The organism is Acidovorax carolinensis (assembly GCF_002157145.1).
GTDB lineage: Bacteria > Pseudomonadota > Gammaproteobacteria > Burkholderiales > Burkholderiaceae_C > Acidovorax > Acidovorax carolinensis.
Window position 1 is genome coordinate 3,785,565 of the sequence record NZ_CP021361.1, and the last position, 20,388, is coordinate 3,805,952.

Consider the following 20,388-nt stretch of genomic DNA (forward strand, 5'->3'; position numbering starts at 1 on the left):
CAGTGTGGATGAAACCGACCAGCACGTCATGGTGCTGATGACGGCGATTCGAAATTGCGCCGGAAACGGGCGTGCACAAGCCCGGCTAACGCAAATATGTTTAAAGATGTTGCAAGCAGGTGGAGCAGCCCATGCCCGCTTTCCGACGTGTATGCAGGCCTGAACGCAGTAGTGGCTTCGGTGAAGCGGGTGGCTTTTTTACGCTGATTTAACCCCTTCAACCGCATACCCAACCTGGGTTCAGTGCTACACGTTTTTTCCGTTTGGCACCATGCACCCAAAACTTTGCAAGTGCTTCGAACGGAGCCTATCCATAGGCTAAACAGGGAAAAACTCTATTTTCTCGCTGTGACAACCAGTTTCGTCTGGGGTCATACCCTCTCGGACAATCGCTCGTCTGCTGTAGGCCGAAACAGACCTTTTCTGTAGTCAACGCCCATAAACCCCACAAATTTCGCGGCGCCAGTTACTGCTGGCGTGCCGCCATTCCGGCCTGAATCCACAGAGTCACACTGCATCGGCATAAACCTTTTGCCGAAACACCTCTGCAACACCATCCCATTGAACGGTCCAATTCACATGATCACTGCGCCCGCACACCCCCCCACAATCAGACACGATTGTCGCAACGGGATTACAAGTCTTCTACTTCTAGCCACCCTGTCTGCATGCGGGGGCGGCGGCGACAGCGCTGCACTTGGACTGGAATCCGCGCAAGCGTCCGAATCCGCTCTGGAACTTCAGCGACAGCGCCAACGCACCTCTTCCACACCATCGACCCAAACCGTTTCGACCCCTGGCATCGTTACAACCCCTGGCATCGTTTCCACGCCGGGCATCATTTCCACGCCGGGCATCGTTCCTACCCCAGCTCCAGCTCCAGCTCCAGCTCCAGCTCCAGCTCCAGCTCCAGCTCCAGCTCCAGCTCCAGTTCTGCCGCCGGCCCCGACCCCAATTGCCAAAGCCCCCTTTAGCTGCGCGGCCGGTGCCATTACCTGTGTCGAAGTGGCCTCCACCAGCACCCAGGCGCAGGCCAGTTTGCCTGTCACCTTTGGCCAACCCTTCAAAGCGGGTGATTGGTTGCACACAACGCAAGGGCTTGTGGCCCAGGTAGGCGGAGCGACCATTCCCTTGCAGGCCGATGAAATCTCGTCGCACCGCGACGGTTCTGCCCGCTTCGCCGTCCTTAGCGCGCAGCTGAGCAACGTCCAGCCTGGCGAAGCCCGCATCATCAACATCTTCCCTGGTGCAAAGGTCAACAGCACCCCCAGCGTGCCCGCATCCCCAGACTGGAACCTGGAACTCGAAGCCCAGGTGTACGACGCCAACGGCAACGTCACTGCCACGCTGGTAGCACAACCACAAAGCCAACTCGTCACGCAAATCGCCAGCACCACCGGCCGCCGCCTGGCCGGCGCTGTGGCCACCGAGTACACCGTCGCACTGCCCTTCAAGAACAAGGCCACCGGCACCCCGCACCCGCACTTGAGCGCCCGGTTGCACACCCGCCTGACGGATGGCGGCCAGCGCATTCGCACCGACGTGGTCATGGAGAACACCCGCACCTGGACGGCCAGCCCGGGCAACATCACCTACTCGTTCGCCGTCAAACGCAACGGCAGCACGATCTACACCCAGCCCAAGTTCACCCACTACCACCACGCGCGGTGGCACAAGGTGCTATGGACCGGCTCGTTGGCCGAGCCCAAAGCCCGCGTGCGCCACAATATGCCGTACTTCATGGCGAGCAAAGCCGTCTGGAATTACGACCTGAACATCCAAATCCCCGCCAGCGTCCTGGACAACGACTACAGCCGCTTGACAAAAGCTCGTGCTGACCAAGCTGCACTGGGCCCGATGGGCAATGTCATGGTGGAGCCCTATTTTCCAATGACAGGTGGGCGCGACGATATTGGCCCCTACCCGCGGTGGACGGTGAATTACTTGTTGAGCCAAGACTCCAGCGCACTTGAAGTGATGTTGGCCAACGCAGACGCTGCGGCGGCCGTGAATACACACTATCGAGACGAGGCCACAGGCTACCCCCTTGATCTTGATCGCTACCCCAACGTCTCGATCACTCCAGAATGGTCAAGTCCTGTCTTGCCGGCAGTAGTAGACGGCACCACCATCTGGACACCGGACGTGGCTCACCAATCATCTTTTGCATATGTGCCCTATCTGGTGACAGGGGACACCTTTTATTTAGACGAAATGATGTTCTGGACCGCCTGGAATGCAGCGACACCAAACCCGGGCTACCGGGGTGCTGGCCTCGGACTAGCCATAGACAATCAGGTGCGCGGCCAAGCCTGGGCGATGCGCTCTTTGGGTGAAACCTATCGCGCACTGCCAGACAACCACCCTCGCAAGAGCTACTTTGACAATCGCCTGAAAGTTAACTTGGATTGGTATGCCAAGGTATACCCTTTGAATCCCAGTGCCGCTACGCTTTATCCGCTCAATGCACTGCCAAAACCCGACCAACAAGATGTCACCGGGCCATGGCAAAACGACTATTTCGGCATCGTGATGGCCCAGTTGGCAGAAAACAATGAGCCGAATGCCTACACGACACTGGCGTGGATCAGCAAATTCAACGTGGGTCGTTTTAATGCTGAAGCCCAAGGGTTCTGCACTGCATATGCCGCAGGCTATTACTTTAGTACCAGGAACTCGAGCAACAATCCATACACATCTTGGCGAGATCTTTTCCAGGCCAATTTCCCTGGTGAAACCTGCAACACAGGGATGGTCATTGCGGGCTATCCAGCGTCGTCTGATGGATATGCAGCGAGTGCTCGTGCAGCGTTGGCCTCAGCGTTCAACGGTGGCATCACTGATGCAGGATCAACATATGCAAAATGGCGTGCGATGACACCAGCGATGGACGCCGACATGTCTAGAAACCCAACTTGGGCCATCGTACCAAGACCTTGACTGGATGCCCCGAAGTGCCGCGCAGGTGCGGCAATGCATGTCGGTTATGCCCGCTATGGGCATTATGGAAAAAGGGAACGTGTTCAACGCGTTCCCTTTTTTTCATATTTTGTTGAACCGCCCCGGTTTTCGTGGAGGCCAGTTGGTTTAAGTCAGGCCACCATCATGGCAGTCTGACTGGCGAGTTGCCGGTAGTAGTTTGCCTCAGCTTCTACAGGCGGGATGTACCCGATGGGTTCGAGCAGCCTGTGATGGTTGAACCAGGCCACCCATTCCAGCGTGGCCAGCTCCACGGCCTCCTTGGTCTTCCAGGGGGCGCGGCGATGTATCAGCTCGGCCTTGTAGAGCCCGTTGATCGTCTCGGCCAGCGCGTTGTCATAGCTGTCACCCTTGCTGCCCACCGAGGGCTCTATGCCCGCCTCGGCCAGGCGTTCGCTGTACCGGATGCTGACGTATTGCGAGCCGCGATCCGAGTGATGGACCAGGCTGCTGCCCTGCTCGGGTTGGCGTGCGTACAACGCCTGCTCCAGCGCATCGAGCACGAAGTCCGTTCGCATCGAACTGCTGACTCGCCAACCAACGATGCGACGGGCAAACACGTCGATGACGAAGGCCACGTACAGCCAGCCCTGCCAGGTCGAGACATAGGTGAAGTCGCTGACCCATAACTGGTTCGGCCGCTCGGCCCGGAACTGCCGGTTGACCCGGTCCAGCGGGCATGGCGCCTTGGCATCACCGACAGTTGTGCGCACGACCTTGCCACGCATCACGCCGCGCAGCCCCAGCTTGCGCATCAATCGCTCGACCGTGCAGCGAGCCACGACAACACCTTCGCGCCCCAGTTGGCGCCACACCTTGTCAGCGCCGTAGACCTGCATGTTGGCCTGCCAAACGCGTTGAATCTGCGGCACTAACTGCTCATCGCGCAGAGCCCGCTCACAACGCCTGTGGGGCTCGCGCAGCAGCGCAGCATGTCTTCGATAAGCCGACGGGGCAATCTGCAAGACCTTGCAGAGCGGCTCGACCCCGAAGGTATCGCGATGCTTGTCAATGAAGTCCTTCAGGACTTGAGTCGGCGGTCGAGCTCCGCCTGGGCGAAAAACGCGCTGGCCAGCTTCAGTATCTCGTTGGCCCGGCGCAACTCCTTGACCTCGCGCTCCAGATCCTTGACCCGCTGCGCCTCGCTAGTGGTGACGCCTTCGCGCACGCCAGTATCGACTTCGACACGCTTGACCCATTCATGCTGCGTTTGCGGCACGCAGCCAATCTTGGGGGCGATGGATTCAATGGCAGCCCATAACGATGGGTACTCCCCCCGGTGCTCCTGCACTAATCTCACCGCACGTTCACGGACTTCGGGTGAGAACTTGTTTGACTTCTTCATGGCTCAATCCTCTCAGAGAAAAGAGCCTCCTCAAAAACCGGGGCGGTTCATGTTGCCAAGTGGACTGTCGCAAACGCTGGTTCGCCTACCCCGGCAATCTTCGACATGTGAACACAATGGGATCAAGCTGCATGGATCGAGTAGGCGCAGCAGGTTACGGGCAACGACTCCATGTGCGGGCGCAAGCTGAGTGAACAACTCCGTCTGCGGCAGTTGTTGCTCAGACAGGCACTTGGACATACGATCTCTGCGGACGGCCGAGCAGGAATTGCCTCGGAGTGCCGGTCGAATCCCCTCCTTCCTTGAAATATCGGGTGCTGCGCTTCAGACATGAATCCGCCCCATACCACCGAAAATACTTATGCGCGTGTGTATTGCCCTGTTCGGCTTGAATCGCTCACTTCCATGGACACACAGAAGCATTCAAAACAACTTGATACATCCGCTGATGCAATACGGCGCACAAGTCAAATTATTCGGGCACTTCAATATTCCACAGGGCATCAATAACCCGCGCAGCGGCGAAAACGTAGGCTCGTTCAAGAACCGCGGAGTCGATCTACTTCAGTTTGATCAGGTCATCATGGCGCCGCAGAGAGATGAGGAAAATGCAGTCTTGCTTGAAACATTCAAACATCACGACTTGCAGAGCAATGACCCTACCACCAACTCACACCGAAACCTCATTAACCAATACCGCAGCCTGCAAGCCGTAATGCAAATGATAAAAAATGCAGAGGGCGATGAAATAGACGCCATATTATTTGCCCGCCCTGATGTCGAATATTTGGATCAACTCGTGCCGGCAGATGCATTGCCAAAGTTGCTAGATGGTCGATTTGACCTGTTGACACCTACATGGCAGCGTTGGGGTGGGCTCAACGATAGGGTTTGCATGTGCAACCTGCGCGCCGCAAAAGTTTATGCCGACAGAATATCTATAATTAACGACGTGGTTGCAACAAACAAACCAATGAACGCCGAATCGATTCTATTGCACACGGTTCAAAATAATTTATTGAAGAACGGGGACTTATCTCTCCGTGGAGTCCGGGTAAGAGCCACTGGGTACACAGTCGATGAAGGACTTGACCTCGACTACTTCACACGGCTCCGATTCTTCAAACGAAGGGTTATCAGCAAAATTCGGCGCACGCTCAATCAATAAGTGCCACAACAGTCAATTTGCCTCAACCAACGAATCGTTACAGATATCTCGGAGCGCAGCGGCAAAACGATGAGCAAACGCCTCATTTCCATAGAGTTGCACCACCCGCTCTCTCGCCAACCGCCCCATTTGCTCCATACGATTGTTATCAGCCAGTAGTGCTTTGACCGCCGTGCGCAAGGCTAGAGCGTCTCCGACAGGTACAACATCTGCGGTTTTTCCGGGTTCCAGGTAATCTCGAATAGGAGGATTGTCGCTGATCACCAAAGCTTTCCCCATCGCCATGGATTCCAGAACGCTGCCTACACCACTTACATTCAAAGTCTCCGATAAAGGGATCACGACAATACTAGCTTTCGCGTACAAATCCCTCAACTCACGGAAACTGACACGCTTCGAAATCTGTCGCACCCTCAAGCGTGCTCCTTCCGGCAGCTCTACTTTGCTACGTGTCTTGAGGACGAGTTCAATGTCCAGCGGCGCCAATGCCTCGATCAATGTTGGCCAATCCCGTCCGTGGTCGTCTCCTATAGCTAAAACTGGCCCCTGCGGCTGAGCAGGTTCAGGCTGATAAAAATCAGTATCTACGCTTTGCCAAATCATCTTCGCCTTGTCACCGGCATGCCAGCGCGCCTCAAGATAACTCTGTTGCTGAGATGACAGCAGCAATATGTTATCAACCCGAGGAACCGTTAAATTCTGCAACAAGCGTCTGGGCCGCCAAACCTCGTCAGGCGCTATATCCCACATAATCAACTTCGGCTTAAAGGGAATCAATGAACGCAGGAATGAGAGCACCGTGGCTGAACTCTCAAAAACAGAAATAACAACATCAACCTTGCGACGGCCAAACAGCACTTTGATAGCTCGAACGGGATCCAGCCCTCTATATATAGGATGCCTGTGCACCAGAGGAATCCATTTCGGAACCCCTGGATCGATCAACTCTACATCAATACCATGATTATTGGCGAGCAAATCAAAGAACACCACAGGATCGGGGCATTCTCCATGGACAAATGTTTCCATACCAGGAAGCCATTCTTCTGGCGGAATCAGAACAACTTTCAATCGTTTTGAATCGGCAATCATCAACCACTCTCCATTATTCAAAAATCATTCCAGACGCAATTCGAAATTTCACACCGATAATTGCAGAAATTGTCCACGCGATAACAACGACTGCAAATTCACGAGTGAAATTTCTACTTCTCACGGCCCTGATCGAGAACGCCGCAGCCGTTTCCACAGCGCCTATCTTGAACACTGCAGTTACTTTACATAGCAATCACGCAGTTTGCGCGAAATTTTGAAGAACAACATCAATCAATTCAAGAAAAGACGTGCAAACGATGACTGAACCTGTAGGATGGGCAGGCCAAGCACCGCCCAGGTGACCATGTGGCTCTGAAGAAACTGCAACGTGTCATCTGTTCGTCAAAAAGTCGCCCTTCAATTCATTGTCAGCAATTTGGCCCTGATAGCCAACTTTGTGCTGACCATCGTGCTGGCGCGCCTGCTCAGCCCGCAAGACATTGGGATTTTTTCCATGAGCGCGGTGCTGATGGCCGTTGCCCACGTTTTCCGCGACTTCGGTGTTACTTCATTCATCAAACGTGAAAAAGAGCTCACACCAGATAGCCTGAGCAGCGCGCTGGGCGTGCTCCTGATCACCTCTTGGAGCGTGGCAGCTCTGATGTTTCTGAGCGCACCTTACTGGGCCCATTTTTTCCACGAGGCACGCGTCGTACCCGTGGTTCAAGTGCTCGCCCTGGGTTTTGTGTTCATTCCATTTGGCTCCATCCCCATGGCCATCATTTCGCGTGAGATGGACGTGAAGAAGTCGGCCGCCATAGGCGCGGTGGCCACGGTGGTGTATTTCGGCGCCTCTCTAGGGCTGGCCCTGGCGGGCTTTGGTCCCATGACCATGGCTTGGGCCAATCTGATCAACATCATCATCACCGGAGCAATGGCCAGATGGCTCTTGGGTCGACCGTTGCCTTGGATGCCGAGCTTCCGCCAGATCAAAGGCATAGTGCACTTCGGCCTAGGCAACCTGCTGACAGCCCTGCTCAAAGCTGCCGACAACGCGCTACCCGACATCTTGCTCGGCCGGTGGATGACACCCACCGCGGTGGGCCTGTTCAGTCGCGCCAATTCCACCGTGAACATGGTCAGCACGGCCCTGCTGCCCACAGTCAACTACTTTGCCTTGCCTTACATGGCCAAAGTGCACCACGCCAACGGGCCAGTGGCTGGCGAATACCTTCGTGCCACATCACTGATCAATGCACTGATATTGCCAGCCCTCGCAGCCATCGCGGTGCTGGCGCAAGACATCGTGAGCCTGCTGTATGGCAGTGCCTGGATGCAGGCTGTACCCGCCATCCCCTGGCTGTGCCTGGCCTATGCAATCAACAGTTTGTTCACGCTAAGCGCCCCGGTGTTGACCGGCGTTGGCAAGCCTTACGCGGCCATCGGGCCCAACGCCTTGCTGGTGGTCGCCAAAGTGGCTTGCGCTGCTTGGCTGATGGATGGCACTCTCGGCACCTTCGCGCTGGCAATGGCGCTCGGTCAGTTGCTCAGCGTGCCGTATAACCTGTGGATTCACGAGCGTTACCTTAAACTGGGATGGACAGCATGGGTCCGGAGCACTCTGCCCGTGCTGGCGCAGGCCCTTCTAGTCGGAGGCGTTTGTTTGGGCATCCGTGAAGCACTACCCCTCGACCTTGCCTCATGGGCCGCTATATTGATAACGGGTGTTGGTGCATTCGCAGCATTCCTAGCTGGCTGCTTCCTGCTTTCGCTGCCTATGGCCGACGAGTTGAAACGGATGCACAAAGCCCTGTTACGGCGGCAGCAGAAGATATGAGGCCGTACAGTTCTAGACGAAGCATCGTGTACTCACACGCCTCCACCGTTTGGCCGCCGGGTTACACGAACTGGAGAGCTAAGTGAAATGATGTCATCTCATCGATTCAATGCAGCCCCGAGTAAGCCACGAGTCTCTGTCGTCATTCCGGTGCGCAATGGCAAGGACTACCTGCAGGAAGCCCTCGACAGCGTGCTGCAGCAATCGTTCACCGACCTGGAGTTGCTATTGATCAACGACGGATCCACGGACGACAACTATGACCGGTACGCCCTTCAGGATGAGCGCATACGAGTGATTCACCTGACGGGCACTGGCGTATCACGGGCCCGCAATGTGGGCATGGAGCAGTCGCGGGGCGAGTTGATTGCCTTTCTCGATGCCGATGACGTCTGGTTTCCCGGAAAGCTTTTGGCGCAGATTCAGTATTTCGACAGTCACCCCGCGGTGGGCGTTGTGTTTGGCAAATTTATTCGCTGGCCTGCTTTACCCAAGGGTGGGTTTGCACCGGCCAGCGCGCTGGCAGAAGACGCGAGCCAACTCACCGCCGCAGACCCCGAGCGATCTGGCTGGCTTTACACCAGGCTGCTTGACGGGCTGCTGGTGGGAATGAACACGGCCGTAGTGCGTCGCACGGTGTACGAAGCGATTGGGGGCTTCAACGAGGCCATGCGGCTGGGCGAAGACTATGACTTTTGGCTCAGGGCGTCGCGGGTGACTGAAATGCATTCGCTTAACGGCCCCGTGGCCCTGTATCGAATCCACGGCGCGAGTGCCATGCACAGGTTGTCGCCGCAAAATCACCTGGCCAACCTGCTCAAGGCTGCCTCGATGCGCTGGGGCCTGAACACGCTCGACGGCCAGAGGCTGTCGCCAACGTCATTTGATGAGCGTATGGGAAGCGTTCATTTTGACCACGCATATTCCCATTACTGGCACGGAGACCGAACCGTCGCACGCGCTGCTTTCTACCAGGCACTTCGCCGCGGCCATCGCCCTCTGCGCTGCTTGACCTATATCGCGCTATCTTTTTGGACGGCCCACGCGAAAGCGCCCAGTTCCTGATCAAGCAGAAAAACGCCAGATCAGGCGTTGCACCATGCACAGGATCTGGCCGCGAAATCCACTGCCGACAAGGCCCTTGAGAAACAGATGCTCTTCGTTGGCGAAGTCCCGCTTTGACGGGGAATCGCCCTCCCCCCGATCGATACATTCAATGCCGTGCGCCTGAGCCGCCAAGAGGATGTGCCGATACAAAATCCGCCCTGGCGAATAGGCAGAAAACCGGTTGTCGTACACAGGAAACCAATAGTGCAACAGAGGCCCGCACTGCAGACCGAAATGACTTGCCACCAATTGCCCTCCACAACGCAAAACACTGAGGCGGGGCTGGCAGTTGGTATCTTGTGAGGCCTGCAAACGGGCCAACAGACGCGCATTCGCCGGATCCAGCAGCGCGCCACCTTCATGCCCGGTTCTCCGGTACTGGGCGTTCTTCATGTTGACCAGGGACTCCAGATCCTGCATTGGCGAGGTTGACTGCATCTCAAACTGAAGCGGGCCGTGGTCCGCAACCAGTTTTCGTTCGCGCCGCTCCGTGTCACTGACCAGTTTTTTATCCTGTGTACGCAGCCATTCCCAGTGCGCCTCGCCGCCCGCGGGAAGAACACGGGTCCGAAGGCCAATTTTCGGGCTGTCACCGTCGAAGCCAACTGCTGACTGACTTTCGTCGAGGTGAGTGAAGTAAAGGCACGGAATACCCGCCTTCAGCAGGAGTGAGCGCCAATCAAGCTGAAGACCGGGCTTAGCCAGCAGACCAAAATAGTCAGTCATGTGCCGGCCCACCGGCTCTCGCATGCCCAAACGCCCCAGCCAGCCGCTAGCACGCTGCAAGGGCATCACGCCCACCAGCTCGTCGCCCTGCCACAGCAGCAGCACATCCACTGGCCCCAAGGTGGTGGTCACCGCCTCGGCATAAGTTGGCGACAAAAATGCCCAGCGCGAAGTAGGACTTTCACGCAGCAACTGCGCCCATCCAGCGCTTTCTGCGACTGTCAATTTGTCAAAGGGCTTGCGCTGGATGCGCAGGCGATGCGCATTCATCGAAGATAGCACCCTTGTATGGGGCGAAAAAACAAAAATGTGGCAAGGCGGGCCGGGTCAATGCGGTTCGCCCTGCAGGTCCAGACATTTTCAGGGACATGTATGCGACCCAGCGCCGGCATTGGGTCAAGCCAGTGAGATGCATCAACCAGCACGGGGTCGCTGGTAAATATCCAGTCGAACCCGCTCTTTCTCGCCAACGAAACCAGTTCACCTGACCACACGCCATGCGGGAACGACATACTTCTCACCCGCTGATTCACATCGCTCAGCATGCGCTGGCTGGCTTGCAGTTCAGCCTCAGGGTCGGGAGACAGGGTCAATGGGCTGTGCGTGTGCCCGTGCCCGCCTATGGCAAGGGAACACGGTTTCATGGCCTTAAGCTCGCTCAGTGTCACCATCTGGCGGACAGTAATCTGACCCAAGACGCCGGGCGTATGCTGCACCAACCACGCCTGACGCTCCGCCTCGTTCATGGCACCCAAGTGCGCCGCCAATGCCTGCCCAATGCTGCCAATCGGCTGCTCTGCCCATCCGGCAGCCGCACACAGGCGGGTCGATGCCCCGGGCTCGGCCAGAGCCGCCACCAAGGCGTCCTGCCACCAGCGTGGACTGTCAAGCTCGACGACCTCGCTGGCCAAGAACAGCACAGCCGGCAGACCGCGGCGCTCCAGTTCGGGGAGCGCATGGGCCAAGGTGTCGCGCCACCCATCGTCAAAGGTGATCAACAAGGGGTTGCGCGGCAAAGCCGTCTGCCCCAGGCGGGCCGCCTGCAAGTCGTCCAGGCTCACCACGCTGTAGTGGCGTTGCACAAAGTCCAGCGTGCGGCAAAAGCCGTCCTGGGAAAAGGTGAACTCCCTCTCGGCAAGCGCGAAAGCCGGGTCATCGGCGGGCAAAACCCGGTGAAACATCAACACAGTGAGGGCGCGGCGGTTACGCCAGCGGTGCAATGCCCCCAAAGCGCCACTACGGTATAGGACAGTGCGCAACCTGTCCTTCAGCATCACCTTTGCACTCATGTCGCGATCTCCGGCACTTGCATTGGCTCGGTCATCAGGTTGCGCACCAATTGAAAGGTAACGTGCCAATCGCGCTCGGCCCAGGGGGTAAAGCGCGGAATCTGATAGGGCGATGTCGAAACACCGGCCACGCCCCAATGGGTGGTGACGGCATAGCGATAGCCCGCCCGTTTTACGGCATCCACATGCAGGCGCGAAAAATCGGCATAGGGTCTGCCATTGGGGTACGCGAAACCATTCACTGGCCCGCGCACGATGGCTTGCAAGCGCTCGCGGGCCCCCCCAACTTCACGCTCGACCTCGTCGGCGTTGCAGTAGTCAAGGATGGGGTGCAAGGCAGTGTGGGCGCCAATGCCAAAGCCCTGGCTATGCAGGTCGCGCAACTGCGCCTCACTCATCACCGGCACGTCGGTCGCCCGCACCCCAGCTTCGGCCTCCAGACGCTGCAGGATCTGCTCGCGGCGGTAGAGGGTGAGGTACTTCAACTCCTGCTCCAGGCGCTGAACCTGACTGCGCCGGTCGTCGGTGGAGCCCACCGTCTGCGCTGGCAGGAAAGGAATGCCCAAATCTAGCGACGGTCCGGGCAGCCGACGCACTGCTGCCAGGATGCGCTCATGCCACAGTGGCACGCCGTCGAACTGGCCCGAGGTGATGAAAAAGGTGGCGTGCAGATTGCGCCGGCGCAGGGCCGGGACAACGCCCGCCAGCCAGTCGGGGTAACCATCGTCAAACGTGATGCAGGCGGCACGACGCGGCAGGGTACCGGCTTGCAGACGGCCAATGGCCTCTTCCAGCGGCAGCACGTGCAGCTTGGAAAACGTGTGGTCCAACAGTTGCTCGAATCGCGCAATGCTCACGTCGGTAGGTACCAGCGGGTCACATTGCTGCGGCACCTTGTGAAACAGAAACACCGACAACTTGTCTTTGGACAAGGATTGCAGGACGAGTCTGGAGATCACAGTTTCCCCCTTGGTCCCGGTGCAATGGCCTGTCGTTCGGGCAATGCGAAGGCACCTGCCACGTGCAGGCGCAGCAGCTCCATGAGCATCACGACCATGTAGATGACCTCCAGGTAAGCCAGGCTGACCGAGGCTCCACCCACCATGTAGGCCAGCACAGCCAGCATGAGCATGTCGGCCATGTCTCGCGCCCATTGGTACGACACGCCAAGTTGGTTTGTCATGCGCTTGATGGCCAGCCGGCTCCAGAGCGCCCGCAATAGGATGAACAGAAAGAGCCCCAAGCCCACAAAACCCAGGTCGCCCATCACCTCAAAGTAAATGCTGTGTGCTGCCTTGGCAGAAAATTCCGGAACGGGCAGATCCAAAAAACCAAGCAAGCCCGGGGACATTTTGAATCTGTCCCAGATCGCCTGGACCTGGACGGCATGAAACCCGCCACCAAAAACCGGGTTTTCCAGTGCGATGGCCGAACTGATCTTCCAGGCGATCACACGGCCCATGAAGGAGCTGTCTTCGCCTGCCTCTTTGATGGTGGTCAGGCGGCTGGTGATGTCTTCGGGCGCAAACGCCAGAAACGCCAGAACGGCGCCTCCCACCAGCATCAGCGCCATGCCTTTGCGCCGCGCGGTGAGGACGAGCCACAGCCCCACCACCGACACGGCAATGAAACCCGCCCGCGACCCGCCACCCAGAATGGCGAGCACCACAATGCAAAATGCGCCCAGGTAACCCAGGCGAATAAGGCGGTTGACTGTATGGGTCTGAAGGTAAAAGAGCACCGGCAGCACCAGTGCCAGCGCGGTGGACAGATGATTGCGGTCGCCCAGCATGGTGCCCGCAGGGCCCATCATGTTGTGACCACCACCCGAGGCCAACGTCTTCAGACCATTGAGTACGCCATGAACCCCCAGTCCCAGGGCAATGACGATGAACATGGCGTGAAAATGCACGCGCTCGCGCACGAAGAAGGGCATGACCAGGCAAAACAGCAAGCCCTTGATCAGGAACTCAAGGTACTTTTCGTTGTCGGGATTGCCAGGATAGGCCAGTAAAAAGGCCAGAGTGGCGTGGGCCGCCAGCAACACATAGAGCCACGTCACCTTGTTGGGCTGGTAGTCGCGCCAGGGCACCCGCCCAAGCGCCAGCAACACCAGGGTAAGCACAGCGCATACGAAATTGACCCGGTTGCCAACCATCCAGCCATAAAAGTATGTGGTCGGCGCGAGCAAGGCTGTCCACCCCCACAGCAGATAGGCGTTGAAGGGGCGCGCCAACGCCAGCGGCAATGCGGCCAGCAGCATCAGGGCAAAAGCCAAATCACGCATAGGATTTTTCGTGGATAAGGGAGACCGGCGGCTCAGCGCTGACGGTCGATATCGTCATAGCGCAAAAAACCCAGGTCGGTGTTCTTCTCGCGTTGGCCACGAAATAAACGCCAGCACAAATACAGCATGACACCCATGTCGATCACCAGAATAAATGCTTCCACTGAGAGCCTCCCTATATTTCGATCAGTCGGCGGAGATGCGCCGGTTAATGATCTTCAGTTCGATGTCGGTACCGTGCCGACGGGGCGCCACCGCCCCCTTGTTCCGGTAGATCACCAGTTCGGTCTCGTGCGCATTGTGGTTGGCCGGGGTGGCAATGCGCGCCACTGCTTCAAACTGGTCGCTGGCCATCACCCGCTCAAAGCGCTGCATGGCCTCCAGGTCGATCCAGAAGCCGGGCTGCATCACCACATAGTGCACACCGTTGGCATTGATGGCCTCGGCAATTTCGGCCTCGGTCAGGCCCTTTTGCTCGACGCCCAGTTCCCGCCGCACGGCCACGCCCAGCAGCAGTTTGTCAGCCCGCATCACCTGCAGGTCCCGGCGGTCTTCCCTAGCACGCATGCTGAACACAAACGAGCCGTCGCGATAACCCGAGAACATGACTGTGCTGTCACGCGGTGCAAGCCGTGCCACCTCAGCCGCGGCCTGGGCGTAGCCCTGCACGTAAAACACGGGGCGAGTCCACACGGTCAAGCCCACGGTGGCAAGCACCAACATGGCCAGCGCGGCATGCGCCCAACGGCCCAGGCGGGGTGGCACCACGGTGTGCACACATAGCACCGCAAAAAAGACCACCGAGGGCAGCAAGAAGACGCTGTGGCGGGCTTCCTTCAAATCGATGGATGAAAAGAACAGGTAGCCCACCGCGAAGCCCAGCCACCAGAAACCCAGGCCGGGTATGCGCCGCCATGCGGCCATGATGGCACCGGCCAGGCCTAGCAGAGTCAGTGGCCACCCTGCCTGCGCGGGGATCTGCTGCAGATACCACACCCAGCCTTGCCAGCTTGCACGCGAGGCCACGGCATCGGCCACGCCAGTGACCGACTGCAGGTTGGCCTGGCCGAACTTGAGGGTGAGCACGGCCAGGGGCAGCAAGCCCACCACAGACAAACCAGCCACCCACCAGTGGTGACGGTTGCGCAAGGCCGCCCAGCCATCGCGCTGCGCGATCAAGGCAGCATAGACCACCGCCATGTATGCCACACTGATTTTTGTGTACATGCCCAGCACTAGCAGCGCAGCCCCTAGGTACAGCCATCTGGGTGGCCCGCCACGCAGATAGGCCATCACAGCCACTGCGCTCCACACCAGAAAGGCAAAGGCAGGCACCTCGAGCATCACCTGTCGCCCCCAGAAGGCCACTTCGGGCAGCCAGAGCACGAGCACTCCAAACGCGAGCGATGGGGCGGCCGGCAGCCAATACCGCGCCAAGCGCCAGCAGCCCAGACCCAGCGCCAGGTAGTGAATTGCCACCACCAGCAGCGCCGTTTCGTGCGACACCCCGAGCACCGCATAGAACGGTGCACTGATGGCGTAGAACAGCGGGGGGTAGAACAAGATCGTGAGCGCCGGATACTGAGCGTAATACCGATAGGCATAGCCGGTCGGATCGTCGATGGGCATGGCCTTAATCATGTCCATGACGAACACACCGTTAAGGGCATGGCGCGGCGAGTCGCTCCAGTAAAAGGCACCGCCATGGGGTGCCTGCGCAAACAGCAAAGCCACACACACCAGTACCAGCGCCCACGCCAGCAGGCGCTCAGCAGCATGGATGGCAAGCGTGTCAGGCCGTGGCATCGACAACCCTCTGGAAAAGCTGCAGTTGCCCTTGCGTCGTCGCCTCCCACGAGAAGGTCTGCGCGTGGGCGCGCGTTGCTTCTCGCGCAGGCAACTGGGCGTGCAGTTGAACCCAGGCCTCAGCCAGTGCCGACGCATCGCGGCGCGCCATCAGCACGCCGGCCGCTGGGTTGCTCACCACCTCGGGCGTTCCCCAGGTGTCGGTAGCTATCACCGGCGTGCCACAGGCCATGGCCTCCAGCAGCACATTGGCCCAGCCCTCGCGGCTGCTGCACAAAGCCAGTATGTCGGCCGCGCTATACCACCACCTCAGTTCGGTCTGGGGAATCACGCCGACCCAGCGCAATCGATCGGCCACGCCCAAGCGCCTGGAGAGATTTTTCAGGGCTGCCTCCTCGGGGCCTGCACCCGCGATTAGCAGGGTCACCTCAGGCAAATGCTGCAGCGCTTCAACGGCAATGTGATGCCCCTTGCGCGCAATCAAATGCCCTACCGACAGCAGGTAGCGTCCATCGACCGGCAGACCCAGACGCCTGCGGGATTCTGCGCGGTCTTCAGGGACGAAGCGCTCCAGATCCACGCCGTTGCGCAAGGTATTGAGTTTGGAACGGTCGGCGCCCAGTTCACCCAGCTTGTCCATGAGCGCCTGGCACACACCAATGGACGCGTTGGCCCGCGCGGCAGTTTCCAGAATCAGTTTGCGCGGAAATGGGTACTGCGAAATGAGGGTCAAGTCGGTACCGCGCGCCGTTACCACAAAGGGCTTGCCGAGCCACTTGGCCAGCAGCGCGGCCGCCACACCGTCGGGATAGTAATAGTGAGCGTCGATGAGATCAAAGTCAAAGCCCTGACGCTGCAGCCGCCGGACGACGGGCAAGGCCCCCAGCGCCATGGCATAGGGGGCGTAGTTCATGCCCACCTTGGGCAGCAGCAGATAGCGCGGGTGGTGCACTTCCACGCCGTTGCGATGCTCCTCGCGTGGGGTGGCAGCAAACTGCGCATACTCGCCAAAGCGCTGGGCCCGGAAGGGAAACCACGGCACGGGCGCAACCACCCGGGCCTGCACCTGCCCGGTCTTGAGCAACTCGCGCAGGCGTGTCTCCACAAAGATGCCGTGGATGGGGCGCACCAAGCTGGGGTATAGGGTGGAGAACAGCAAGATTTTCATGCGCCCGCTTCCACCAGTGCAGTCACCCGCCGTGCATTGCCGATCCAGGTCAGGTCCAATCGATCGATGGTGTCGGCAGCGCCTTGTGCCAGGCGCTGCCGCAGCGATGTGTCGGAGCACAGGCGTGTGAGTGCGCCCTCTAGTGCGCCCGACTGGGCTGGATCGAACAGCAGGGCGTTGACGTTGTCAGTCAGCACTTCCCGCAAATTGGGTGTGGCCGGTGCCACCACCGCCTTGCCCAGCACCAGGTATTCCATCAGTTTCAATGGGGAGGCATAGGGCGTGACTGCGGGCTGCAGCGCCACATCAAACGCCGCTACATGGGCGGGAACCTGTTCGCGGTGGATCACACCTGTGAAGGTCACGCGCTCGGCCAGGCCAAGTCGCCTCGCCTGCGCTTCCAGCGCAGCGCGCACCGGGCCGTCTCCCACCACCAGCAGATGCGTGGTTTGCGGCGCCTGGGGTGACGCCATCCAGTCGACGATGCGGTCCACGCCATGCCAGTCGCGTACAAAACCGGTGAAGCCCAGCACCACCCTGCCCTCCAGGCCGAGCCGCATTTTGGCCGCCTCGGGCATGGGCGCATCGGCGAAATGCGCGCGGTTGATGCCGTTGGGTATGACATGGATGCGTTCGCTCGGCACGCCATACGCACGGACGTGATTGGCCAACACTTCCGTGACGGGCAATACGGTATCTGCACCACGCCATGCACCGCCCTCTGCCCAGCGAGCAAGTCGCCGCAGACCCAACCCGCCGCTGTGCTGCGATCGCTCCAGCACCAGGGGCGAGTTCACCTCCAGCAACAGAGGAATCCCCATGCGCTTCTTGACCATGAGGCCGGCCAGCAGGAACAGGTTGTACCGCTCGTAAATCACATGCGGCCGAAATTCGCGCGCGGCAGCTATCAGCTTGCGATAGGCCACCAGGTTGTAGCCCAGCTCCATCATCTCGTAGGCGGCCTTTGGCAGCATGGCCTTGAGGCGATGCACCCACCCCATGTCGCTACCCATGCGACCACTCCCTTGAGCCGCCGCATCCGCATTGGCCTCGGGCGCCCCGGGTGCCACCACGCGCACTTCGTGCCCCTCGCTGCGCAGGGCGTCGATCATTTCTTCGATGTGGACAGCCTGACCATCTTTCGAAGCAGTGCGGTGGTGGTAGAGGATTCTCATGACTGTCCGGAATAACCTGGAACGATGTGTACCGATTCATCCAGTCGCTGACCGGAAAACAGCCTTTCGTATGAGTGCGCCATCGCAGCAATGCCAAAACTCTTCACCGCCTGCCGGCGCGCTGATTGGGCAAAACGCCAGGCTCTGGCTGCGTCGGTGTACAGCCTACACAGGGCTTGCGCCGTCGCATCGGCGTCGTCAGACGGAACGAGCAACCCTGTGTTGCCTTCTTCCACCACTTCGGGTGTGCGCTTATTCTTGACTTTTTGTAGCCGACCCACGGCGCCGACCATCCGGTGTTGGCCGGCAGCAAAGGGGCAACCGGGAACAGCTTGTGCAACCCCACAGGGCGATGGTGTAAAGGTGTGGGCGTCCGCCCCATCCGCAATGAGAAAACGGAGGCGGGCGGGCGCGCAGATGGCCTGTGCGAGGTACTCGTCCGGGTCTTTCGACGCGGACACGTAGTGACTGGCGGAGGGCTTATACAGCTTGCGCAGGCGCCGGCGGCGCTGTGGGCCACTCATGCGGAAGCCCTCTCGCTTGTGGCTGTGGAGACAACAGCCCGGGCGGGCTCCAGCGCTTGCCGCAGGAACGCATCGAACATGATGAGCATCCACAAGGCCGTCGAATGGTCATGGTGCCCACCCATGTGTTGGTTGATGAGGGCTTGCAACGTGTCCGCGTTGAAGTAACCCGATGCCAACATGCGCGGACTGAGCACTGATTCCTTCATGCGTTGTGCCAGCGGTCCGCGCAGCCAGTTGGCCAATGGCACCGAAAAACCCATCTTGGGTCGGTACAGGACATCGTGCGGCAGCAAGGGCTCAAATGCTTTCTTGAGAACATATTTGCCCTCGCCACCCCGGATCTTCATGCCGCTGGGCAGCGTAGCCAGCCATTCAACGAGCTGGTGGTCCATCAGCGGCTCGCGCACTTCGAGCGAGTGCGCCATGCTGGCGCGGTCCACCTTGGTGTTGATGTCGCCGACCAGCCAGGTCTTGTAGTCCAGGTACTGGATCAGGGCCAGCGGGTCGTCGGTCTGGGCTTGGCTGGCATAGTGGCGGAACACCTCCACAGCGCTGTAGCCCCCCAGGCTGCGCTGGAATGCGGATGAAAACAGCGCCTGGCGCTGCTCGGCCCGCAGGTGCGACATGCTGTGGTGATAGGCCTGCACGCTATCCATGGCCAAGGCCTGCAACGTCGTCTTGGCGCGCAAGGGGCGCGGAGCCCAATCTGCCTTGGGGTACATCCGCGCCACCGCACCAAACAGCGTACGGCGCAGGCCATGCGGCAGGCAATTGCGCACCGACTCCTCGCCCTGGTGCATGCGGTAGCGCCGGTAACCGCCCAGGCTTTCGTCGCCGCCGTCGCCGGACAGCGCCACGGTGACATGCTTGCGCGCCATCTGGCAGACGCGGTAAGTGGGTATGGCCGAGCTGTCGGCAAAGGGCTCGTCGTACAGCCTTGCCAAGGTGTCGATGAGGTCGAAGTCGTTGCTGCTGACAATTTCGAGTTTGTGGTCGGTGCGGTAACGGTCCGCCACCTGCTGGGCAAAGGCGGATTCATTGAAACGTGGATCGTCGAAACCAATAGCGCAGGTGTGAACGGGCGTGTCAGAAAGACCGGCCATGGTGGCTACGACGGCGCTGGAGTCCACCCCGCCGGAGAGGAAGGCACCCAGTGGCACATCGGCGATCATGCGCAGCCGCACCGATTCCTTGACCCGCTCACGCAGCTCGGCTTGTGCATCGGCCAGACCGATGGAGTTGTCATTGCTGAAGTGCACGTCCCAATACGGCACCGGCTCGGCCTGGGCAGAGTCTCCTCGGCGCAGGGTCAGGTAGTGGGCCGCCGGCAGCTTGTGGGCGTCGAGGTAGATGCAGCGTGGATCGGGAACATAGCCGAACGAAAAATAGTCCTCCACAGCGAGCGGGTCGATGTCGCGCACAAAGCCGGGGTGGGCGGTAAGCACTTTGAGCTCGGAGCCAAAGATGAAGCTGCCATCGGGCAACCAGGCGTAGTGCATGGGCTTGACGCCCATGCGGTCGCGCGCAAGAAACAGGGTTTGCTGGTTGCGGTCCCACAGTGCAAACGAGAACATGCCCCGCAGCCGGTGCAGGCACGCCTCGCCCCAGGCTTGCCAGGCGTGCACGATCACTTCAGTGTCGCTGCGCGTCCTGAAGCGATAGCCCAATGCCTTGAGTTCGGGCATGAGCTCAAGGTAGTTGTAGATTTCACCATTGAAGACGATGCCTACCGTGCCGTCCTCGTTGAACAAGGGCTGCTTGCCGGTAGCCAGGTCGATGACGGACAGGCGCCGATGGCCCAGGGCCAGGCCGGGTTCCAGATGCACATCGTCTTCGTCAGGCCCACGGTGGGCCTGAATGTCGTTGATGCGCGAAATCAGATCGCGCGAGAAAGCGCGCGTACCCTGTGCATCGAAAAGGCCGGAGATGCCACACATGG

16 protein-coding genes and 1 other annotated feature are annotated in these 20,388 nt (G+C 59.3%); of the genes, 4 read left to right on the top strand and 12 right to left on the bottom strand.

The genetic code is table 11. From position 1 onward, the window contains the following. Window positions 1–1,005: 1,005 nt before the first annotated feature. Window positions 1,006–2,940, top strand: a complete 1,935-nt coding sequence (locus CBP34_RS17830) for a hypothetical protein (RefSeq protein WP_236748461.1) — start codon at window positions 1,006–1,008, stop codon at window positions 2,938–2,940. A gap of 152 nt (window positions 2,941–3,092) precedes the next feature. On the opposite strand, the gene CBP34_RS17835 is transcribed toward CBP34_RS17830, so the two are convergent. Next, a protein-coding gene (locus CBP34_RS17835; RefSeq protein ID WP_157896455.1) for an IS3 family transposase occupies window positions 3,093–4,324 on the bottom strand; the annotation gives its coding sequence in 2 pieces (ribosomal slippage) (window positions 3,093–4,033 and window positions 4,033–4,324; 1,233 coding nt in all). After that, window positions 3,930–4,046 (bottom strand) — a sequence feature (AL1L pseudoknot). (Overlaps the previous gene by 117 nt.) Window positions 4,325–4,772: 448 nt before the next feature. Here CBP34_RS17835 and CBP34_RS17840 point away from each other — a divergent pair. Beyond that, window positions 4,773–5,492, top strand: a complete 720-nt coding sequence (locus tag CBP34_RS17840; protein WP_094098796.1) for a hypothetical protein — start codon at window positions 4,773–4,775, stop codon at window positions 5,490–5,492. Window positions 5,493–5,504: 12 nt separating this feature from the next. Here the strand turns inward: CBP34_RS17840 and CBP34_RS17845 are convergent, their stop codons facing one another. Next, window positions 5,505–6,584, bottom strand: a complete 1,080-nt coding sequence (locus tag CBP34_RS17845) for a glycosyltransferase family 4 protein (protein ID WP_094098797.1) — start codon at window positions 6,582–6,584, stop codon at window positions 5,505–5,507. A 331-nt stretch (window positions 6,585–6,915) separates the two neighbouring features. On the opposite strand from CBP34_RS17845, the gene CBP34_RS17850 reads away from it, so the two are divergent. Continuing rightward, window positions 6,916–8,364 (top strand): oligosaccharide flippase family protein, encoded by a 1,449-nt coding sequence (locus tag CBP34_RS17850; RefSeq protein WP_094098798.1) that lies wholly within the window; start codon window positions 6,916–6,918, stop codon window positions 8,362–8,364. Between the two features lie 87 nt (window positions 8,365–8,451). Further along, window positions 8,452–9,429: a glycosyltransferase family 2 protein gene (locus CBP34_RS17855; RefSeq protein WP_236748462.1), complete on the top strand. Its 978-nt coding sequence runs from the start codon at window positions 8,452–8,454 to the stop codon at window positions 9,427–9,429. On the opposite strand, the gene CBP34_RS17860 is transcribed toward CBP34_RS17855, so the two are convergent. From CBP34_RS17860 to CBP34_RS17900, 10 genes are read right to left on the bottom strand one after another with little or no spacing between them, the layout of a single operon-like run. Next, window positions 9,430–10,467 (bottom strand): GNAT family N-acetyltransferase, encoded by a 1,038-nt coding sequence (locus CBP34_RS17860; protein ID WP_094098799.1) that lies wholly within the window; start codon window positions 10,465–10,467, stop codon window positions 9,430–9,432. Beyond that, complete coding sequence (locus CBP34_RS17865) at window positions 10,464–11,471, bottom strand: polysaccharide deacetylase family protein (protein ID WP_236748598.1); 1,008 nt, start codon at window positions 11,469–11,471, stop codon at window positions 10,464–10,466. The genes CBP34_RS17860 and CBP34_RS17865 overlap by 4 nt, the downstream gene beginning before the upstream one ends. Before the next feature lie 11 nt (window positions 11,472–11,482). Beyond that, window positions 11,483–12,418: a polysaccharide deacetylase family protein gene (locus CBP34_RS17870; protein WP_236748463.1), complete on the bottom strand. Its 936-nt coding sequence runs from the start codon at window positions 12,416–12,418 to the stop codon at window positions 11,483–11,485. Between the two features lie 23 nt (window positions 12,419–12,441). Continuing rightward, the gene (locus CBP34_RS17875) at window positions 12,442–13,773 is read right to left on the bottom strand and encodes a putative O-glycosylation ligase, exosortase A system-associated (protein ID WP_094098802.1); all 1,332 of its coding nucleotides are present in this window, start codon (window positions 13,771–13,773) and stop codon (window positions 12,442–12,444) included. 32 nt (window positions 13,774–13,805) lie between these two features. Further along, entirely contained in the window at window positions 13,806–13,937 is a 132-nt protein-coding gene (locus tag CBP34_RS20285) for a hypothetical protein (RefSeq protein WP_257789677.1), read from the bottom strand. 22 nt (window positions 13,938–13,959) lie between these two features. After that, window positions 13,960–15,579 carry an ArnT family glycosyltransferase gene (locus CBP34_RS17880; RefSeq protein ID WP_094098803.1) on the bottom strand — a complete coding sequence of 540 codons (1,620 nt, stop codon included), beginning with the start codon at window positions 15,577–15,579 and terminating at the stop codon, window positions 13,960–13,962. After that, window positions 15,566–16,747, bottom strand: coding sequence for a glycosyltransferase family 4 protein (locus CBP34_RS17885; RefSeq protein ID WP_094098804.1), 1,182 nt, complete (start codon window positions 16,745–16,747; stop codon window positions 15,566–15,568). The genes CBP34_RS17880 and CBP34_RS17885 overlap by 14 nt, the downstream gene beginning before the upstream one ends. Then, window positions 16,744–17,922, bottom strand: a complete 1,179-nt coding sequence (locus CBP34_RS17890; RefSeq protein ID WP_094098805.1) for a glycosyltransferase family 4 protein — start codon at window positions 17,920–17,922, stop codon at window positions 16,744–16,746. The genes CBP34_RS17885 and CBP34_RS17890 overlap by 4 nt, the downstream gene beginning before the upstream one ends. Next, a complete protein-coding gene (locus CBP34_RS17895; protein ID WP_094098806.1) occupies window positions 17,919–18,446 on the bottom strand; it encodes a hypothetical protein in 528 nt (175 codons plus the stop codon). Before CBP34_RS17895 ends, CBP34_RS17890 begins: the two co-directional genes overlap by 4 nt. Beyond that, window positions 18,443–20,386, bottom strand: coding sequence for an XrtA/PEP-CTERM system amidotransferase (locus CBP34_RS17900; protein ID WP_094098807.1), 1,944 nt, complete (start codon window positions 20,384–20,386; stop codon window positions 18,443–18,445). Before CBP34_RS17900 ends, CBP34_RS17895 begins: the two co-directional genes overlap by 4 nt. Window positions 20,387–20,388 lie beyond the last annotated feature (2 nt).